This window comes from Thiobacillus sp. (assembly GCF_030696885.1).
Classification (GTDB): Bacteria; Pseudomonadota; Gammaproteobacteria; order Burkholderiales; family Thiobacillaceae; genus Thiobacillus.
Window position 1 is genome coordinate 119926 of record NZ_JAUYRI010000013.1, and the last position, 16476, is coordinate 136401.

Consider the following 16476-nt stretch of genomic DNA (forward strand, 5'->3'; position numbering starts at 1 on the left):
ATGAGCGAGGCGCCGCGCAGCCTGCATGTGATCGGGGGCAAGGGCCTGGGGGGTGCGGAAGGCTTCTTCATCCGCCTGGTGAATGCGCTGGCGCGCCGCGGCGAACCCGTCGCCGCCGTCACAGTGGGCAGTGGCGCAATCGCCCGCGCAATCGATCCGGCCGTGCGTCATTACCACGCGCCTATGCTCGGCAGCTGGGACCTGTACTCGCGCTGGAAAATCAATCGCTGCATCGCCGACTTCCGACCCGACGTGGTGCAGACCTACATGGGCCGCGCGACCCGTATCGTGCGCCTGCCCCGTGGGCGCGCACCGGTGCATCTGGCGCGCCTGGGCGGCTTCTACAATCTCAAGGGCTACCGCCACGCCCACGCCTGGGTGGGCAACACGCGCGGGATACACGACTATCTGTTAGCGCGTGGTCTGCCTGCCGGGCAGGTCCATCAGATCGGCAACTTCGTGGATGCCCCGCCGCGTCTTGAATCATCCGCGCTCGACGTGCTGCGCGAGCAACTGGGTTTGCACGGCTGCCGCATCGTTCTCGGCCTGGGCCGCCTGCACGTCAACAAGGGCTGGGCCGATCTGCTGCGGGCGTTTGCGCGCCTGCCTGCCGCACTCGATACCGAACCGCTACATCTTCTGATGGTGGGTGACGGTCCATTGCGCAGGGAACTGGAAGCCCTGTCCGCCGAACTCGGCATCGCCGCGCGCGTTCACTGGGCCGGCTGGAAGCACGATCCGGCGCCCTACTACCAGCTGGCCGATGTCTTTGTCTGCGCTTCGGTGCACGAGCCACTCGGCAATGTCATCCTGGAGGCCTGGGCGAACCGCGCGCTGGTGGTATCGACCCGCGCCCAGGGGCCGCAGGAGCTGATGCAGGATGGCGTGAATGGCCTGCTGGCGCCGCTCGCCGATGCAGCCGGGCTGGCGGCGGTCCTGCAGCATGCGCTGGCGCTCGATGCCGGGCAACGCGAACGCCTGATCGAAGCGGGCGCCGACGAAGTGGAGCGCCGCTATTCCGAAACCGCGATCGTATCCGCCTACACGGCCCTGTACGCGCGCCTGAGAAACGCCGTTCGCGCCGCTTAGTCCACCGGCAGCGGCGCCGGCCGGTGCAGCAGAAAGCCCTGCACGTAATCCAGCCCCATCGCTTTGAGGCAAGCCAGCTCTTCCTCGGTCTCGACCTGTTCAGCGATGGTCTGTTTACCCAGTTCCTGCCCCAGCGTGTGCATCGCTTTGACGATTGCGAGTTTTTCGCGGTCGAGATTCATGCCGCGCACGAATTCGCCGTCGATCTTGAGGCTGGTAACCGGCAGACGTTTCAGGTAGCCGAACGAAGACTGGCCTTTGCCGAAATCGTCCAGCGCAAACTGGATGCCGTGCGCCTGCAGCGTCAGGATCAGCCGCTCGCAGGCATCCAGGCTGTCGATCGCCGCGGTCTCGGTGACCTCGAAGCTGATCCGCGCGGGGTCGAAGTGGTACTGGCCGATCTGGTCGAGAATGAACTCGGCCGTGCCGGGGTCGCTGAGGCTGCGACCGGACAGGTTGATCGCGTAGTGGGCTTCGTCATCAGGATGGGTATCGAGGTAGGCAAAGAAGTTGCGGATGACCCAGCGGTCGAAGCTGGGCGCCAGCCCGTAGCGCTCGGCGGCCGGCAGGAACTCGCCCGGTGAAATGATGGTGCCGTCCTCGCCGCGCAGACGCAACAGGATTTCATAATGCTGCGTCGTGACGGCAGAGGACAGCGCCACTTTCAGCTGGCGATACAGCACGAAGCGGTGCGCTTCGAATGCCTTGGTGATCGCGCCCACCCACTGCATTTCGTCGTTGATTTTCTGCAGCGCGGGGTGCGCCTCCTCGTATACCTGGATCGCGCCGCCGCCAAACGACTTGGCGTGATAGCAGGCAGTATCCGCCTGCGCCAGTATCTCGCCGATGTCGGTCATGCTGCTGTTCAGCTCAGTCACGCCGAAGCTCACCCCCAGCCGGAACACCTTGTCTTCCCATTCGAAACGGAAACGGGCGATTTCGTCCCGTAGCGCCTGGATATGCTCGAGCGCCTGCGGCAGGCTGACATCGACGAATAGCAGGCCGAATTCGTCGCCGCCCAGCCGCGCCAGATAATGGTTCGCGTTTTCCGTACGGTGCACCATCAGCGCCGCCAGCCGCTGCAGCAGCGCGTCGCCCGCACGGTGGCCGCAGGTGTCGTTGACCAGCTTGAAGCGATCGAGATCGATGTAGCAGAAAATGAAACGCTGCACTTTGTGTTGCACTGCGTTCAGTGCGCAGGCCAGCCGTTCCTCCATCGCCCGCCGGTTCCACAGTCCGGTCAGATGATCGCGTTCGGCCTGCCAGGCCAGCCGCTGCATCAGACCGCGCCGTTCGCTCTCGTCCTGGAACACCAGCACACCGCCCTGCACCTTGCCGTCGGCGGAGCGAATCGGCGCGGCGGAATCGCTGATCGCGATGGTCACGCCGTCGCGGCGGCGTATCACCGCATGGTTTCCCAGGGCGACCACGGTGTTGCGCTCAAGCGCCTGCTCCAGCGGATTCTGGACGGGTTCGCCGCTGCTCTCGTCGATCAGCGGCAGCACATCGCCCACCCGACGGCCCCGCGCCTGCTGGCTGCTGAAGCCGGTCAACGTTTCCGCGGTGGGGTTGAGAAACTCGATCAGGCCGTCGGCATCGGTCACCACAACGGCATCGCCGATCGATTCGATAGTCACGCGCAGGCGTTCCTTTTCCACCAGCAGGTCCGCATGTTTGCGCTCGAGGGCGCTGATCAGGCGGCTCACATGGTCGGCCATGTGGTTGAAGGCCAGCTTGGTCTCGCACACTTCGGGCGGCGAGCTGTAGGCCAGGCTGACGCGCGCGCTGAAATCGCCGCTTTCGATGACGCGCGCGGTCTCGCGCAAGGCATACAGGCCGCGCAGGCTCACTCGCAGATGCCAGTGCAGCAGCAGCATGATGCCGACCAGACTGCCAATGGCCAGCAGGGTGAAGCGCGCCGCCAGCACCCACAGTTCCTGCAGCGTGGGGCCGGCATCGAGCTCGACGCCCAGCGCGCCGTAGGTCGACCCGCCGATCACCAGATCGGACTGCGCGTGCGGCGCATGAATGGCCAGCAGCGCGGCAAACCAGGCCGGATGCGCCGTAGGTTCTGCCGGTACGCGCGTCTCCAGCGTGACTTTTGGCGACTCGAAGCGCACAGCGTGAACATGTGCCGTGTGCGCGCGCGCCTTGATCACCTGCTCGATGGCCGGGTAATCACGCAACAGCACATGATCCTGAATCGCCGCCATCATCGCGCCCAGTTCGCGTTCGGCACCGCCATCCAGATTCTGTTGTGCGCGCTGCACCAGCGGCACGCCCAGCACCGCCAGCGTCGCCAGATACATCGCCAGCACAAGAACGAATACCGCCCCCAGGATGCGCGCCTGCAGGCTATAGCGCGCACTGCGCGCTACCTGCGGCTCACTCATTGACCGGCACCTGGGTTCGTTTGAAAAACACCCGGTAATTGCGATAGTCCGCGTCGTCCGCCGCGACGAATCCCCGCCCGTGTGCCAGGCCGAGCGACTGCGCCGCCCGTTGCAGCACGCGCTGACCCTCCGGGTCCTGCGTCATGCCGACGAAGGCCTGGCGGACCTTGTCGCCGTCGGCTGCGCTGATGCGAGGCGATGCCATCACGGCCAGATCGAAGTAGGGTTCCGATTCCGCCAGCACCCGGTATTTCAGCTGGCGGCGCTGGGCAAAGTCCGCCATCACCTGATGGTTCACGCCGGCAGCGGCCACTCGGCCGGACATGAGCTGTCCCATCGCGGCTTCCTGGTTGCCGGAGAACTCTGGCGTCACCTGCACTCCGGCGCGCAGCAGCATGTCCATCGGCACATAAAAACCCGCGAAGGCATAGGGATTGGCAAAGCTCACCGGCTTTCCGGCCAGGTCCTGTAGCGTGCGGACCGGCGAATCCTCGAGCACCACCAACTGCCCCCGAATGCCTTCGGAATCCTGCCGCGCCAGTACCCGCCAGCCCAGCTGATCGCGCTTCGGCGTGAACAGGTGATTGGTGTAGGCGAAATCCAGCCTGCCTGCTACCACCCGGTCGGTCGTTTCGTTGGCAGTGCGGCCGATATGCAATTCGAGCGACACGCCCGAGCGGGCGGACACATAGTTCAATATGGGATTCCAGTATGCCGCGGTCGCCTGCAGGCTGCGCTGATTGAGTACGCCAAAGGCGTAGGGAGCGGCACTCGCAAGCGGGGCCGCCGTGCCCAGCACGAGCGCCAGGCACAACCAGATTCTCCTCATGGTGGCTCCGTGTAGTTTGTTTGGTATGTAGGGAGGCATTGTTTTTATGCCGGGAGTGTACCGTGACGCCCCGCTGTTTTCCAAGCGTCACTGCCCGTTTCTCCCTGTTCCCGGGTCCCCGCGCATGCGCGGATCGGCATCCGCTCGGCGTTGCGCATACGGGCTAGAATTCAGCTTCTCCTCCACTTTGCTGCCAGGGATCATCATCGACTGCCTGCTCTTTCGCGACTCGACCTACCAGGCGATTGAATTCGAAGACATCAGCGACCATGTCGGCCAGCCTGATCGTTTTGTCTGGGTCGAACTCAAATCCCCCGATACCCACACCATCACGCGTCTGGGCGACGAACTCGGCCTGCATGCGCTGGCGCTGGAAGATGCCATCTCCATCCATCAACGTTCCAAGCTCGAGGAATACGACAAACACGTTTTCATCGCCACGCGCACCGTACAGATGTGGGAATCGCGGATGGAACTCGGCGAGACGCACCTGTTTGTCGGCAGCAATTACGTCATCGCCATCCGCCACGACAACGGCGCGAGTTACCAGCGGGTGGTCGACCGTCTGCAGCGCCGTCCCGGCGGCGTCCAGGCGGCCACGCCGTACGCGCTGTATCTGGTGCTCGACCTCATCGTCGACCTGTTCAGGCCGGTGATCGAAAGCATGCAGGATCGCTTCCAGTTTCTCGAAAGCCAGCTGATGGGCGGGGAACAGTCCGGCCGCGAAATCCTGGAGCGGCTGTACGAAATGAAACGCGACCTGACCTTGTTGCGCGACGTCGCCGAACCGATGCAGGACATCACCCAGGACCTGATCCGCCTGCATCCCGCGCTGTCCCCCAAGGAACTCAGGGCGTACTACCGCGACATCCACGACCATGCGGTGCGTGTGTCGGCTGCGATCGATCGCCTGCGGATGTCGGCCTCGGACGCGATGCAGTTCCATCTCGCCTCGCTGTCGCTGAAGCAGAACGAATCGGTGCAGAAGCTGGCCGGCTGGGGTGCGCTGCTAGCGCTGCCCACGGTGGTGTTCAGCCTGTATGGAATGAACTTCGAATTCATGCCGGAACTGGAATGGCCTTGGGCCTACCCGACCCTGCTGCTGACCACCGGTGCAGCGATGCTGGTGCTGTATCGGCGGCTGAAACGGCGTGGCTGGCTCTAGTGTCGAAATAACTTACTTGCGCACGGCCCGCGCGTAACGGACGCGCGTGCCGGCCACCTCGTCGCGGTCGAGCCACACCACATGCAGCGCACCGCCGGCATCCAGCGCGGCCACCGGGTCGGAGTGCGCGCCCGGGCCATGCGCCGACGGAACGGTAAAGTCGTCGCCAAACGCCTCTCCATTCCATTCGGACAGCCACACGTCCGGCGTGCCGTCGCGGGCGTCGTCCCACAACACCACCAGACGGCCGCTGGCGTCGCTGACGACCCCTGCATGCCATTGCGCCATGTTGTCGCCGAAATTGTCCTGCACCCGGATGTTCTTGCCGAAGCGACGCGTGCCGGGGTCGAATGCGGCAAAGACGTCATAGCCGGACAGGAAATCACGCTTGTCGAGCCACACCGCGACGACGCCCCGTTCGCCCCAGGGCGCCAGCGTCGGTCGCATCGCGCCGGTGCCTGCGCCCAGTCCATCCACACTACCGCTGCGGTGATCGGTCAGCCGCGCAGGTGCCGCAAAGCTGCGGCCGTCGCTGCTGTGACTCACCATCGGCACAGTATGGCGATAGCGACGGTCCTCCCACGCCACCGTCAGGGTGCCATCGCCCGCCACCGCCAGCGCCGGCCAGCCCTGTTCGTCGATCGGCTGCGCCGCTTCGACCGGTTGAACCGACTTCACGGAGAGCGTGTCACCCCGCAGCGCCAGATTGGCGACGACGATGCGCTTGAAGCGGCCCGCCTGCTCGGCCCAGGCTGCATACATGGCATTGCCACGGCCGCCCAGCGTCACCTGCGCCGCGGCGGCCTTCGACAGATGCAGCGGCGTGCCGCCGGGCAGCAGCTGCACCTGTATCACGCCGGCCTCTTCCCACGCCGCCACAAAGCGGCCGCCGCCGAGCGCCAGCACTACCGGCTCATAGCATTCCTTTTGGCTCAACTGGATTTCGGGCTGGAATTGCGCCGCCGTGGCGGGCTTCAGTGCCAGATAGCACTGCGGGCTGCCGCTGCGGTTGTCTTCCCACACCACGCCGACAGTGTCGCCCGAGACAGCAATGCCCTGGCGGTTGGCCGACTCGATATGCGGGAAAATCGCTGCGCCCTGCGCCGAGTTGACCGTCAGCGGCGCGCTCCATTCCCACGTGGCGTGCGCCGGCCACGCCAGCACCGCCAGCAGCAGCGCTGCCGCCCTCACGATTTGCTGCCCAGGAATTCGAGCAGAGTCTTCTGCTTGTAATGCCCGCCCCGCACGTAGCTGTCGTAATCCTGGAAATCCTTCACTGTCTTGAAGCCGGGCGCCTGGAAAATCTTCTCGCCCTGCGGCGTCAGGTAGACGAACAGCGGCGTGGCGAAAGCCTGCAGCCGCACACCCAGCTCCGCCTCGGTGATGCGCTCGCCGGAAGGCAGCGTCAGCCGCTTGCCCGACTCGGCATCGACATACACCAGCGCATAGTTGTCGCTGTACAGCTTTTTCAGTCCGGCGTCGGAGAAGGTTTTCTTGTTGGTGTGGTCGCACCACGCGCAGCCGTAGCGCCCGAAGTACAGAAAGATCGGTTTGCCGCTTGCCTTCGCAGCTTTCAGACCGGCGTCGAAGTCGACAAACGGATAGCCCTTCGGCGGATCGGCCAGGGCCGTGCCCGCCCACAACAAGCTCGCGGCCAGCAGGGTTTGAATCAGTTTCATGTGCATGTCTCCAGTCAGCTGCTTCTCATTCTGATAAATTGGGCCATTCGTGCAAGCCCATTTTCCAACTACTTTTCCGAACATATGAACTATGACACCGTTCGCATCGGCCTGGTTTCGATCAGCGACCGCGCCAGCACAGGTATATACGAGGACAAGGGCCTGCCGGCGCTCGAAGCCTGGTTCGGCGAAGTTCTGGCCAATCCCGTGACGTTCGTCAGCCGGCTGATTCCCGACGAGCAGGCGCAGATCGAGGCGACGCTGATCGAACTGGCCGACGCCGAGCACTGTTCGCTGATCCTCACCACCGGCGGAACCGGCCCGGCGCCGCGCGATGTCACGCCCGAGGCGACGCTGGCGGTGGCGCACAAGGTGCTGCCCGGCTTCGGCGAGCAGATGCGCGCGGTGTCGCTGCAATACGTGCCGACCGCGATCCTGTCGCGCCAGGTCGGCGTCACCCGCGGCGCCAGCCTGATTCTCAATCTTCCGGGCCAGCCCAAGGCGATCAAGGAAACGCTCGACGGCATTTTCGCTGCCGTGCCCTATTGCATCGACCTCATAGGCGGGCCCTATCTCGAAGCGCTGCCCGGCACGATCGCCGTGTTCCGCCCCAAATCCGCGCTGAGGATCCGCACATGAGCGCGATCATCGACGCCGTTGCACGGGCCCTGCGCGATCTGTTCAGCCTGCGCGTGCTGTGGGTCGTGGTGTGGCCGATGCTGGTGGCGATCCTGCTGTGGCTGGTATTGGGGGTAACGTTCTGGAGCACCTTCTCCGGCTGGCTCACGCAGGGGCTCGACGCGATCGGCATCCAGACCTGGCTGGCCGAGATCGAGCCGGTGTGGATCGCGAACGGCATCCAGCTGCTGCTGCACCTGATGCTGTTCGTGCCGGCGGTGATGCTGACCGCGCTCGTCATTACCGCGCTGTTCGGCATGCCTGCTCTGATCCGCGTGGTGGCCGAGCGCGACTATCCCGACCTCGGCCGCGAAAACGGCGGTGGCATGATCGGCAGCGTGTGGAATGCGGGCATCGCGATCATCGTGTTCATCGTGTTGTGGGTGGTGACCCTGCCGCTGTGGCTGATCGGGGTCGGCGTCCTCGTACCCTTCGTGGCCGCCGCCTACCTGAACCAGCGCCTGTTCCGCTACGACGCCATCGCAGAACACGCCAGCGCCGATGAAATGCAGCGGCTGTTCAAGCAGGAACGCGGGGGCTGGTGGGGACTGGGCGTGCTGACAGGACTGCTGCAGTTCGTCCCGTTGCTTAACCTGCTGGCGCCGGTCATCGCCGCGCTGGCCTTCATCCATTTCGGCCTTGCGCGCCTGGCGCGGCTACGCGCCGTTTAAATTCAGCGCGGTTACGCGCCGTTTAATTCAGCGCGGCTGCGCGGTTTAATCGCCCCCACCAAAACGCCGGCGGAAGCCTTCGTCGAAATTGAGTTCGTGGGCGGTCATCGAACCGATCACGCATTCCTCAAGACTCGGCGGCATCACCAGCCGTCCGGCGGCATTCACCAGCCGCCCCGCCATGATTTCAGCTGCGCGGCGCGGCATCAGCTGCGGCAACTCGGGATCGGCATAACCCTGTGGATAGACCGGCCGGCCTTCGGCATCGTATTTGTCGGTCGCCCCCAGCGTATGCAGCAACTCGTGCGCAATGACGATGTTGTTCTGCCGCGTTTGCCGCGGGTCGGCAAACGCGTGCACCACGCCGATCAGGCCTTTCTGCAGCCCCAGCGAATGTTCCAGCGCCACGCCATCCTGCGGCGCGTGATACAGCACGAACAGTTTGACCGTTCCCAGCTGCGGCAACAGCTGGCCCGATTGTTGGTATACCCACCAGCGCAGCTGCAGGCTCCAGTAAATGGTTTTCAGCACGCTGCCGTCGCGCGGCGGCGCGGGCGGCTGCTCATCCAGCGCCGGCAACAGCGTCAACTGCATCGCGGGCGACAGCTTCAATCCGTAGCGCGCTGCCTCACGTTCCAGAAACGCATTGATGTCGTCGAAATCGCTTTCATGCAAGGTGCGAATTGTCTCGGCTGCCTGCTGCGAGCCATCGCCGTTGATCGGGATCACAGCCACATCCAGCGGTGCGCGCCAGCTGCGTACCAGCGACTGTTCCAGCCAGGTCAAACTCACAGCGGCGGCCAGCACGCCCAGCAGGAGCAGGATGCGAATTCGGCGAAAAGTCATGGCTATCCGGCGGCGAAGAAAGGGGTGCGTCATTATCGTCGAGGCGGGCAGCGACTTGAAAGGACGCCGGACAGGGCCAGTAGGACCAAAGTCCACTATTTCAAGTGTGATACCCGGCGTATGGTGAGCCCGTAAAGCTGCCCACAGGGCAGTGCTCCACTGACGAAGCTTGCGCCAACCGACTTGCTGAATGATGGAAGAATCCGGGAGATTTGATAATTTTTCGCTGCTCGGTGGCCCGCTTCACCGGCTGGGGCACCGCGTGGGCCTGGTCCGCGACGAAACCAACACCGTCAGGTTGGGGCTGGCGCTCGGCGTGATTCCCTGGCTCATCCTGATGGTGCTGGCACTCATCGAGGGCGCTGGTCATCAGATATTTTCCCCCTCGGTGATCGGCGTACATGCGCGCCTGCTGCTGGCCATTCCCCTGTTCTTCCTGTGCGAATCGCTGCTGGCCCCGAGATTGGACATGTTTGTCCGCACGATTATCCGTTCCGAAGTCGTGCCTCTCCATGCGCAACCAGCCCTGGAAGCCGAGATCGCCCGCATCCATCGATGGAAGGATTCCTGGGTGCCGGATACGGTGAGTTTGCTGGCAGCCATCGTGTTTTCGGTGTTCGCCTCGCAGCTACACATTTCCGGCACGACAGCCGCCTACGACCCGAGCCGCGCCGCGCCCGAGATGATGCTGGCGGCCCAGTGGTATCTGATCGTCTGTCTGACCCTGTTCCGCTTCCTGATGCTTCGCTGGCTCTGGCGGCTGGGCCTCTGGTGTTTTTTCCTCTGGCGCGTATCCAGACTCGATCTTCAGCTCACGCCGACCCATCCCGATGGAACCGCCGGCCTCGGCTACCTGGAAGTGGTGCATGCGCATTTCACGCCCTTGATCCTGGCGATCTCGCTGGTTCAGGCCGCCATGCTGGCGGAGGAACTGTCCAGTGGCATGGCGAGTTTCGAAGCCATTTACCCCGCTTTCGCGCTAGTTCTGATGGCCGTCGCAGTGCTGTTCCTCGGCCCCATGTTCATTCTCACGCCCAGGCTCTGGGCCAGCCGGGTGAAGGGCCTGAGCGACTACATGGTGTTCGGCTCGAGTTACGTGAATGGCTTCAACAGCAAATGGCTGGGCAAGGGCGAGCCCGACCGGGAACCCCTGCTGGGCACATCCGACCTGCAGTCCCTGGCCGATCTGGGCAACAGCATCAGTGTTGTCAGAGAGATGCGCGTCGTTCCGATCAGCCTGTTTTTAGTGAAGGACTATGTGCTCGTTGCGCTGCTGCCATTTCTGCCGCTGCTCCTGTTCAAGTATCCGGTTGCCGATCTGGCCGAGAAGTTCTTCGCGAGATTGACCGGTTTATGAGCGCAGTAGCAAGCAGACTTGCTGCAGCGTGCGATCGGGAGCGCCCCGGCCGGGAATGCGTACGCAATCCCGTTTGTTCAAACATTCCAACAGGAGGTTTTCATGGGTACCCAGACGCCGGAATCGCCTGAGCAAGTAACGAAAGAGCAAACCGACCTCGGCGACGGGCATGCCGTTCAGGTCAAGGTCACGACCAAGGTCGTGAAGTCGTCCAGCGAACTGGCGGCAGACCGGACCGACCTCGCGACGGGACGCACCCTGATGGCCATGGACCGCTCCCTGATGGCGTGGATCCGGACCTCGCTTTCCATGATCAGTTTCGGTTTCACCATCTACAAGGTCCTTCAGGGTTTTCAGGAAAGCGGAGACGTCATCCCGCATGGCTACAGCCCCCGCACGGTCGGCCTGTTCCTGACCGGGCTGGGCACGGTCGCGATGGTGGCCGGCACCGTCGAGTATTTCGAGCGGCTCAAAATCCTCCGCGAATATCACACCGTCAAAACCTGGCGGGCCAGCCTCGTCATGGCCGTGATCATGTCCGCCGTGGGCCTGTTAGTGTTTCTGAGCATCATCGCCAAGCTGCTCTGAACATGGCTGTGGAATCTGGCGCGATCATCGAAACCGGCTTGGCGGCGCTGCTGTTCGCCGCCACCTTCCTGGTAGGCGGTCGCGTTCATCCCTTCCGCTCGCTGGTGCGCGACCGCCGTAGCGTCGTGTCCTTCGGCGCCGGCATGTCCGCCGCCTACGTGTTCGTGCATCTGCTGCCGGAATTGAGCGAGGTGCGTCACCACTTTGTAGAATCGGTCGATGCGCCCCTGCGCTTCGAGGGTATGGGTGTCTACTTTCTCGCACTGGTCGGATTCCTGGTGTTCTACGGCCTCGACCACCTGCGTGCGCAGTTGCGCAAACCGCTCGCAGGCGAACATTCCGCGCTGAGCTTCAGGCTGCATGTCGGCGGCTTTGCCGCGTATGCCGGGCTGGTGTCCTACCTGCTCGTGAACAGCCTGGGCGAAACGTCGACCTCCACCGCTCTGTATGCGGTCGCGATCGCCTTCCATTTTCTGTCGGTGGAGTACGCCCTGCGGCGCGAATACGGCGCTGCGTTCGAACGCTCCGGACGCTTCGTGCTCGCCGGCATGTCCATCCTCGGCTGGGCCGTCGGGCTGCTGTTCGCGATGCCGCCCTATGTCCTGGCCTTGCTCGTCGCCTTCCTCTCGGGGGCCATCATCATGAACAGCCTCATCATGGAATTGCCCTCCGATCAGGACGGGCGCTTTCTGCCATTCGTCGCCGGCGGAGTCGCGTACGGCTTGCTTTTGTTGCCATTGAGTTGAAAGGGAGAGTTAGAGATGGAAGAAATCTGGATGCGTATCGTGGAGAATCTCAATGACCGGGTCAGCGGACCGATGAAGTTCCGGCTGCTGCTGCAGCCGGCCATGGCCGCATTCTTTGCCGTCCGTTCGGGATTGCTGGATGCCAGGACGGGCAAGCCTCCCTATTTCTGGTCCCTCGTGACCGATCCGGCCCATCGGACCGACATGCTCAAGGACGGCTGGAAGAGCGTCAGCAAGGTCTTCCTCATCGCGCTGGCGCTCGATGTCATCTACCAGGTCATCGTGCTCAAGTTCGTGTATCCGGGCGAGGCGATCTTCGTCGCGTTCGTGCTGGCGATCCTGCCCTACCTGATCCTGCGCGGCCTGGTCACGCGCATTGCCCGCAAGAAATGAATTCAGCGGCGCAACAATGGAACCTGCGCACGACATAAGCAGCATGCCTGGAAGAATCCCCGTCGCCAGCTGGCTGTTCGCCTACCGGCGCGACTGGCTGCGCGCCGATGTCATCGCCGGCCTCACCGTCGCGGCCGTGGTGATCCCCAAGGCGATGGCCTATGCCGTCATCGCCGGCCTGTCGGTCGAGGTGGGCCTGTACACCGCGCTGGCCGCGATGTGCGTCTATCCGCTGCTGGGCAGTTCGCGCCCATTGAGCGTCACCACCACTTCCGCCATCGCGATGCTGGTGGCGGCGCAAATCGCGGCCTCCGTCGCGCAAACCGGCGCCGCGCCTACTGAGGTGGCCGCCACCCTCGCCCTGCTGGTGGGCGGTTTCCTGATCCTGGCTAGAGTGCTGCGGCTGGGATTTCTGGCGAATTTCATTTCGCTGCCGGTACTGGTCGGTTTCGAGGCTGGCGTCGGCGTCGTCATCATCATCGGGCAATTGAAATCGGTGCTGGGCATCCATCTCACGAGCATGACGACCATCGACATTCTGCTGGAGCTGCCCGGAAAACTTTCCGAGGCGCATGGGACGACGATGTTGGTGGCGCTCGCCGGTCTCGCGCTATTGCTCGCCTTGCCACGCGTCTTCCCCCGGTTGTCCGCGCCGCTGGCATGGGTGGCCCTGAGCATCGCAGCTTCTGCGGCTTTCGGTCTCGATGCGCTGGGCGTCAAATCGGTAGGCAGCGTACCGCCCGGCTTGCCCGCGCTGGTCTTGCCCGACGTATCGCTCGCCGCGCAGTTGTGGCCGGCGGCGCTGGGCATCGCGCTGATGTCGTTTACCGAATCGGTCGCGGCGGCGCGCACCTTCTGCCAGCGCAACGACCCGCCGATCAACGCCAACCGGGAACTGCTCGCACTGGGCGCGGCGAACGTGGCATCGGCCATGGTGGGCGGGCTGCCCGCCGGCGGCGGCGCGTCGCAGACGGCCGTTGCCGACGGGGCGGGCGCGCGCAGCCAGATGGCGCAATGGGTCAACGCAGCCGTGGTGGTGCTGTGCCTGCTGCTGCTTTCGCGCGTAATCGGCTTGCTGCCGCAGGCGGCCCTGGGCGCGCTGATCCTGGTCGCGTCCCTCTCGATGATCAAGCCGCAAGCCTTCCGCGCCATCGCCCGGGTTCGCCGCCTCGAACTCACGTGGGCGCTGGCGACGCTGGCCGGCGTCGTCTTCATCGGCACGCTCGAAGGCATCCTGATCGCGGTGGCGATCTCCATCCTGACGCTCTTCTATCAGGCGAATCATCCGCCGGTGTACGCCATTGCCTACAACCGTGCGAAGGACATTTTCCGCCGGGTGGGCGAGCATGCGGACGACGAGACCTTTCCCGGCTTGCTGATGCTGCGCGCCGAGGGCCGCCTGACCTTTGCCAACGCCGCCAACGCAGGGGACAAGATGAAGGCGCTGGTGGCGGAAACCGCGCCCAAGGTGATCGTGCTGGAATGCAGCGCGATCCCGGACATCGAATACACCGCACTGACCATGCTGACCGAAGCCGAGCAGACCCTGCGTGCGCGTGGCATCAGCCTGTGGCTGGCCGGCGTCAATCCCGACCTGCTGAAAACCCTCTCGCGCTCGCCACTTGGGGCGGCGCTGGGACACGAGCGCATGTTCTTCAACCTGCACAAGGTGCTGGAAGCCTGGCAGGTGCAATCCGCTACTGCACTGAAAGAAGCTCGTCATGTATGAAAACATGACCATCCTGGCGCTGTTCGTGTTCGTCTACAGCCTGGTGGGCGGGCGCCTCGCCAGGTCTCCGATCAGCGGCGCGATTATCTTCACCGCCTTCGGCCTGGCGCTTGGCCCGCTGGGTTTCGGGTTCCTCAAGCTGAACGCTGACACCGAGCAGATCCGCCTGCTGGCCGAACTGACGCTTGCCCTTGTCCTGTTTACCGACGCCGCCAACTCGAATCTTGGCGTGCTCAGAACCCACGCCAGCCTGCCCCTCCGGCTGCTGCTGATCGGGCTGCCGCTGACCCTGCTGCTCGGTTTCGGCGTCGGCGTGCTCGTGTTCGATGGCCTGACCCTGCTGGAGCTGGCCATCCTCGCGGTCATGCTGGCGCCGACCGACGCCGCGCTGGGCAAGGCGGTGGTCACGAACAAATCCGTCCCCGCCGGCATTCGCGAGGGCCTGAATCAGGAAAGCGGCCTGAACGACGGCATCTGCGTGCCGGTCCTGCTCCTGCTGCTCGCCGTGGCCGTGCATCCGGGCGCGGGCGGCGTTTCCGGAATGGCGCTCGAACTGGTCGCCAGCCAGATCGGGATCGGCATGGTCGTCGGCCTCGCCCTGACCCTGTTCGGCGCCTGGCTGTTCAGGCTATGCAAGCGGCGGGAATGGATCAGCGACAGCTGGCGCCAGGTTGCCGTTCCAGCGCTGGCAGTTGCCTGCTTTGCCTTGGCACAATGGTTCGAGGGCAGCGGTTTCATCGCCGCCTTCTCCGGCGGACTCCTGTTCGGCTGGCTGGCGAAGCATCAAAAGCACACGCTCCTGCTCGCCGCCGAAGGCACCGGCGATACGCTGGCGCTGATCACCTGGGTCGTCTTCGGTGCGGTCGTGATCGCCCGCGCGATCGACCACATCACCTGGGAGATCGTGCTTTATGCCGTGCTCAGCCTCACCTTGATCCGCATGCTGCCGGTTTTCCTGGTGCTTCCCGGCCTCGGCCTCAGTGCAAACGAGAAACTCTTCGTCGGGTGGTTCGGCCCGCGAGGGCTCGCCAGCATCGTGTTCGGCGTGATCGTGCTGGAAGCGCACCTGCCCGGTGGAACGACACTTGTCGCCACCGTGGTCTGCACCATCCTGCTCAGCATCGTCGCCCACGGACTCAGCGCGGGACCGCTTGCGGCAGTCCTCAAGAGGAAATCCTGATGGATAAACTGTCAACCCGGGAGAGCGTGCCCGCGAAAAAGCCTGTTGGCGCCAACCGGGCAGCCACGAAGAAACTGGCCTCGGCACTGCGCATCCTCACCATTCCGCTGGTGATGGTGTTCTATCTTGCCGTTTTGGTTTACAACCTGCACGAAAGCGATCGTCGCTCCCTGACATTAAAGCAGGACAGCCCCGCCGCCGATGCCGTGCATGTGAGCCTCAAGATCGTGAACCTGGATGTCGCTCGCGGAGAAATCACCGCACGCATGCGGATACGCCTGACAGGAAAAATCGCGAAGGACGAGTTCACCCCGGCCGTAAACGTGCGCTTTCTGGTCAACGCGTTCCAGGGCCCGCAGCGCTTCGATCTGGAACGGGGCGAACGCGTGAGCCCGCTCACGGTGGTGTTTCCCCTTGTGGGGGAGCCAAGCCTGTATCCGTTCGACACCCATGAGGCCATCCTCGCATTCGTAGCCACGAAGCCTGGCCAGGTAGCGCCGCCGCCGCCCGCGCCACCTCCCGCTTCTGAAAAACCCACCTCCCTCTTCGAGCGACTGAAGAAGGCTGGCGAAAGGGAAACCGGCGAAACGCCGCCGAGCCAGGTCAAGCTCGTCGGCAAAAGCGAACTGGCAAGCCGTACGCAGCTACCGGTGTCCTTCGACCTGTCCGCGTCCATTCCCGGTTTCAAGTTCGACGGGGAAGTCATTGAAACCGGTCAGGAGCAGGTGACAGGCATTCAATTGAAGCTGAGGCGCGCCAACAACGTGATCGTCGCCTCGCTGGGCATCCAGCTGATGATGATCCTGCTGGCACTGAGCATGCTGGCCATGGTGCTGTTTGGAACGATGAAGGGCAAGGGGTCTGCCATCGATCCGCTTTACATCGCACCGGTCCTCATCTTCGGCTTGCCCGCGCTACGCGATACACAACCTGGCGTCCCGCCGCTGGGCGCATTCAGCGATTACCTGTCCTACCTCTGGGCCGAAGCCATCGTCGCCGGGTGCACCATCATTGCCATCTGGACCTGGATCGCCCGGCACCGCTCGGACAACGAGCCGCCGGCCCCCGATCTGGAAACATCAAATGGAAAGAAAACGCCCCCAGGCACTTAAGCGTGGCGCCGGCAATGTGGA

16 protein-coding genes are annotated in these 16476 nt (G+C 63.9%); 11 read left to right on the forward strand and 5 right to left on the reverse strand.

What is annotated here, in order from left to right; translation table 11 throughout:
- Positions 1-1089 (forward strand): glycosyltransferase, encoded by a 1089-nt coding sequence (locus tag Q8R61_RS06415; RefSeq protein WP_305535393.1) that lies wholly within the window; start codon positions 1-3, stop codon positions 1087-1089.
- On the opposite strand, the gene Q8R61_RS06420 is transcribed toward Q8R61_RS06415, so the two are convergent.
- Positions 1086-3482, reverse strand: a complete 2397-nt coding sequence (locus Q8R61_RS06420) for an EAL domain-containing protein (RefSeq protein WP_305535395.1) — start codon at positions 3480-3482, stop codon at positions 1086-1088. The genes Q8R61_RS06415 and Q8R61_RS06420 overlap by 4 nt on opposite strands.
- Positions 3475-4311, reverse strand: coding sequence for a phosphate/phosphite/phosphonate ABC transporter substrate-binding protein (locus tag Q8R61_RS06425; protein ID WP_305535396.1), 837 nt, complete (start codon positions 4309-4311; stop codon positions 3475-3477). The genes Q8R61_RS06420 and Q8R61_RS06425 overlap by 8 nt, the downstream gene beginning before the upstream one ends.
- 187 nt (positions 4312-4498) lie before the next feature.
- Here Q8R61_RS06425 and Q8R61_RS06430 point away from each other — a divergent pair, with 187 nt between their 5' ends.
- Positions 4499-5476 carry a magnesium and cobalt transport protein CorA gene (locus Q8R61_RS06430; RefSeq protein ID WP_305535398.1) on the forward strand — a complete coding sequence of 326 codons (978 nt, stop codon included), beginning with the start codon at positions 4499-4501 and terminating at the stop codon, positions 5474-5476.
- 12 nt (positions 5477-5488) lie between these two features.
- Here the strand turns inward: Q8R61_RS06430 and Q8R61_RS06435 are convergent, their stop codons facing one another.
- On the reverse strand, positions 5489-6667 hold the full coding sequence (locus Q8R61_RS06435) for a hypothetical protein (protein WP_305535400.1): 1179 nt from the start codon (positions 6665-6667) through the stop codon (positions 5489-5491).
- The gene (locus Q8R61_RS06440; protein ID WP_305535402.1) at positions 6664-7155 is read right to left on the reverse strand and encodes a thioredoxin fold domain-containing protein; all 492 of its coding nucleotides are present in this window, start codon (positions 7153-7155) and stop codon (positions 6664-6666) included. Before Q8R61_RS06440 ends, Q8R61_RS06435 begins: the two co-directional genes overlap by 4 nt.
- A gap of 84 nt (positions 7156-7239) precedes the next feature.
- Here Q8R61_RS06440 and mog point away from each other — a divergent pair, with 84 nt between their 5' ends.
- Together mog and Q8R61_RS06450 are read left to right on the forward strand one after the other, a co-directional pair.
- Positions 7240-7794, forward strand: a complete 555-nt coding sequence (gene mog / locus Q8R61_RS06445) for a molybdopterin adenylyltransferase (protein ID WP_305535404.1) — start codon at positions 7240-7242, stop codon at positions 7792-7794.
- On the forward strand, positions 7791-8504 hold the full coding sequence (locus Q8R61_RS06450) for an EI24 domain-containing protein (protein WP_305535406.1): 714 nt from the start codon (positions 7791-7793) through the stop codon (positions 8502-8504). The genes mog and Q8R61_RS06450 overlap by 4 nt, the downstream gene beginning before the upstream one ends.
- A gap of 45 nt (positions 8505-8549) precedes the next feature.
- Here Q8R61_RS06450 and Q8R61_RS06455 read toward each other — a convergent pair whose 3' ends face one another.
- Positions 8550-9350 carry a hypothetical protein gene (locus Q8R61_RS06455; protein ID WP_305535408.1) on the reverse strand — a complete coding sequence of 267 codons (801 nt, stop codon included), beginning with the start codon at positions 9348-9350 and terminating at the stop codon, positions 8550-8552.
- A 190-nt stretch (positions 9351-9540) separates the two neighbouring features.
- Here Q8R61_RS06455 and Q8R61_RS06460 point away from each other — a divergent pair, with 190 nt between their 5' ends.
- The 7 genes from Q8R61_RS06460 (at position 9541) to Q8R61_RS06490 (ending at position 16455) form a co-directional block, all read left to right on the forward strand.
- A complete protein-coding gene (locus Q8R61_RS06460) occupies positions 9541-10707 on the forward strand; it encodes a hypothetical protein (RefSeq protein WP_305535410.1) in 1167 nt (388 codons plus the stop codon).
- Positions 10708-10809: 102 nt separating this feature from the next.
- Positions 10810-11295: a YidH family protein gene (locus tag Q8R61_RS06465; protein WP_305535412.1), complete on the forward strand. Its 486-nt coding sequence runs from the start codon at positions 10810-10812 to the stop codon at positions 11293-11295.
- A 2-nt stretch (positions 11296-11297) separates the two neighbouring features.
- Positions 11298-12041: a hypothetical protein gene (locus Q8R61_RS06470; RefSeq protein WP_305535414.1), complete on the forward strand. Its 744-nt coding sequence runs from the start codon at positions 11298-11300 to the stop codon at positions 12039-12041.
- Between the two features lie 15 nt (positions 12042-12056).
- A complete protein-coding gene (locus Q8R61_RS06475; protein ID WP_305535416.1) occupies positions 12057-12434 on the forward strand; it encodes a hypothetical protein in 378 nt (125 codons plus the stop codon).
- Between the two features lie 43 nt (positions 12435-12477).
- On the forward strand, positions 12478-14163 hold the full coding sequence (locus Q8R61_RS06480; protein WP_305535418.1) for a SulP family inorganic anion transporter: 1686 nt from the start codon (positions 12478-12480) through the stop codon (positions 14161-14163).
- A gap of 4 nt (positions 14164-14167) precedes the next feature.
- Entirely contained in the window at positions 14168-15343 is a 1176-nt protein-coding gene (locus Q8R61_RS06485) for a sodium:proton antiporter (protein WP_305535420.1), read from the forward strand.
- A complete protein-coding gene (locus Q8R61_RS06490) occupies positions 15343-16455 on the forward strand; it encodes a DUF4436 family protein (RefSeq protein WP_305535422.1) in 1113 nt (370 codons plus the stop codon). Before Q8R61_RS06485 ends, Q8R61_RS06490 begins: the two co-directional genes overlap by 1 nt.
- Positions 16456-16476 lie beyond the last annotated feature (21 nt).

What these genes read in the sequence shown, in the direction of transcription:
- Q8R61_RS06425 (WP_305535396.1), bottom strand. Translation starts at nt 4,311, where the DNA reads ATGAGGAGAATCTGGTTGTGCCTGGCGCTCGTGCTGGGCACGGCGGCC.
- Q8R61_RS06450 (WP_305535406.1), top strand. Translation starts at nt 7,791, where the DNA reads ATGAGCGCGATCATCGACGCCGTTGCACGGGCCCTGCGCGATCTGTTC.
- Q8R61_RS06490 (WP_305535422.1), top strand. Translation starts at nt 15,343, where the DNA reads ATGGATAAACTGTCAACCCGGGAGAGCGTGCCCGCGAAAAAGCCTGTT.
- mog (WP_305535404.1), top strand. Translation starts at nt 7,240, where the DNA reads ATGAACTATGACACCGTTCGCATCGGCCTGGTTTCGATCAGCGACCGC.
- Q8R61_RS06485 (WP_305535420.1), top strand. Translation starts at nt 14,168, where the DNA reads ATGACCATCCTGGCGCTGTTCGTGTTCGTCTACAGCCTGGTGGGCGGG.
- Q8R61_RS06465 (WP_305535412.1), top strand. Translation starts at nt 10,810, where the DNA reads ATGGGTACCCAGACGCCGGAATCGCCTGAGCAAGTAACGAAAGAGCAA.
- Q8R61_RS06420 (WP_305535395.1), bottom strand. Translation starts at nt 3,482, where the DNA reads ATGAGTGAGCCGCAGGTAGCGCGCAGTGCGCGCTATAGCCTGCAGGCG.
- Q8R61_RS06455 (WP_305535408.1), bottom strand. Translation starts at nt 9,350, where the DNA reads ATGACTTTTCGCCGAATTCGCATCCTGCTCCTGCTGGGCGTGCTGGCC.
- Q8R61_RS06475 (WP_305535416.1), top strand. Translation starts at nt 12,057, where the DNA reads ATGGAAGAAATCTGGATGCGTATCGTGGAGAATCTCAATGACCGGGTC.
- Q8R61_RS06460 (WP_305535410.1), top strand. Translation starts at nt 9,541, where the DNA reads ATGATGGAAGAATCCGGGAGATTTGATAATTTTTCGCTGCTCGGTGGC.
- Q8R61_RS06480 (WP_305535418.1), top strand. Translation starts at nt 12,478, where the DNA reads ATGCCTGGAAGAATCCCCGTCGCCAGCTGGCTGTTCGCCTACCGGCGC.
- Q8R61_RS06470 (WP_305535414.1), top strand. Translation starts at nt 11,298, where the DNA reads ATGGCTGTGGAATCTGGCGCGATCATCGAAACCGGCTTGGCGGCGCTG.
- Q8R61_RS06440 (WP_305535402.1), bottom strand. Translation starts at nt 7,155, where the DNA reads ATGAAACTGATTCAAACCCTGCTGGCCGCGAGCTTGTTGTGGGCGGGC.
- Q8R61_RS06415 (WP_305535393.1), top strand. Translation starts at nt 1, where the DNA reads ATGAGCGAGGCGCCGCGCAGCCTGCATGTGATCGGGGGCAAGGGCCTG.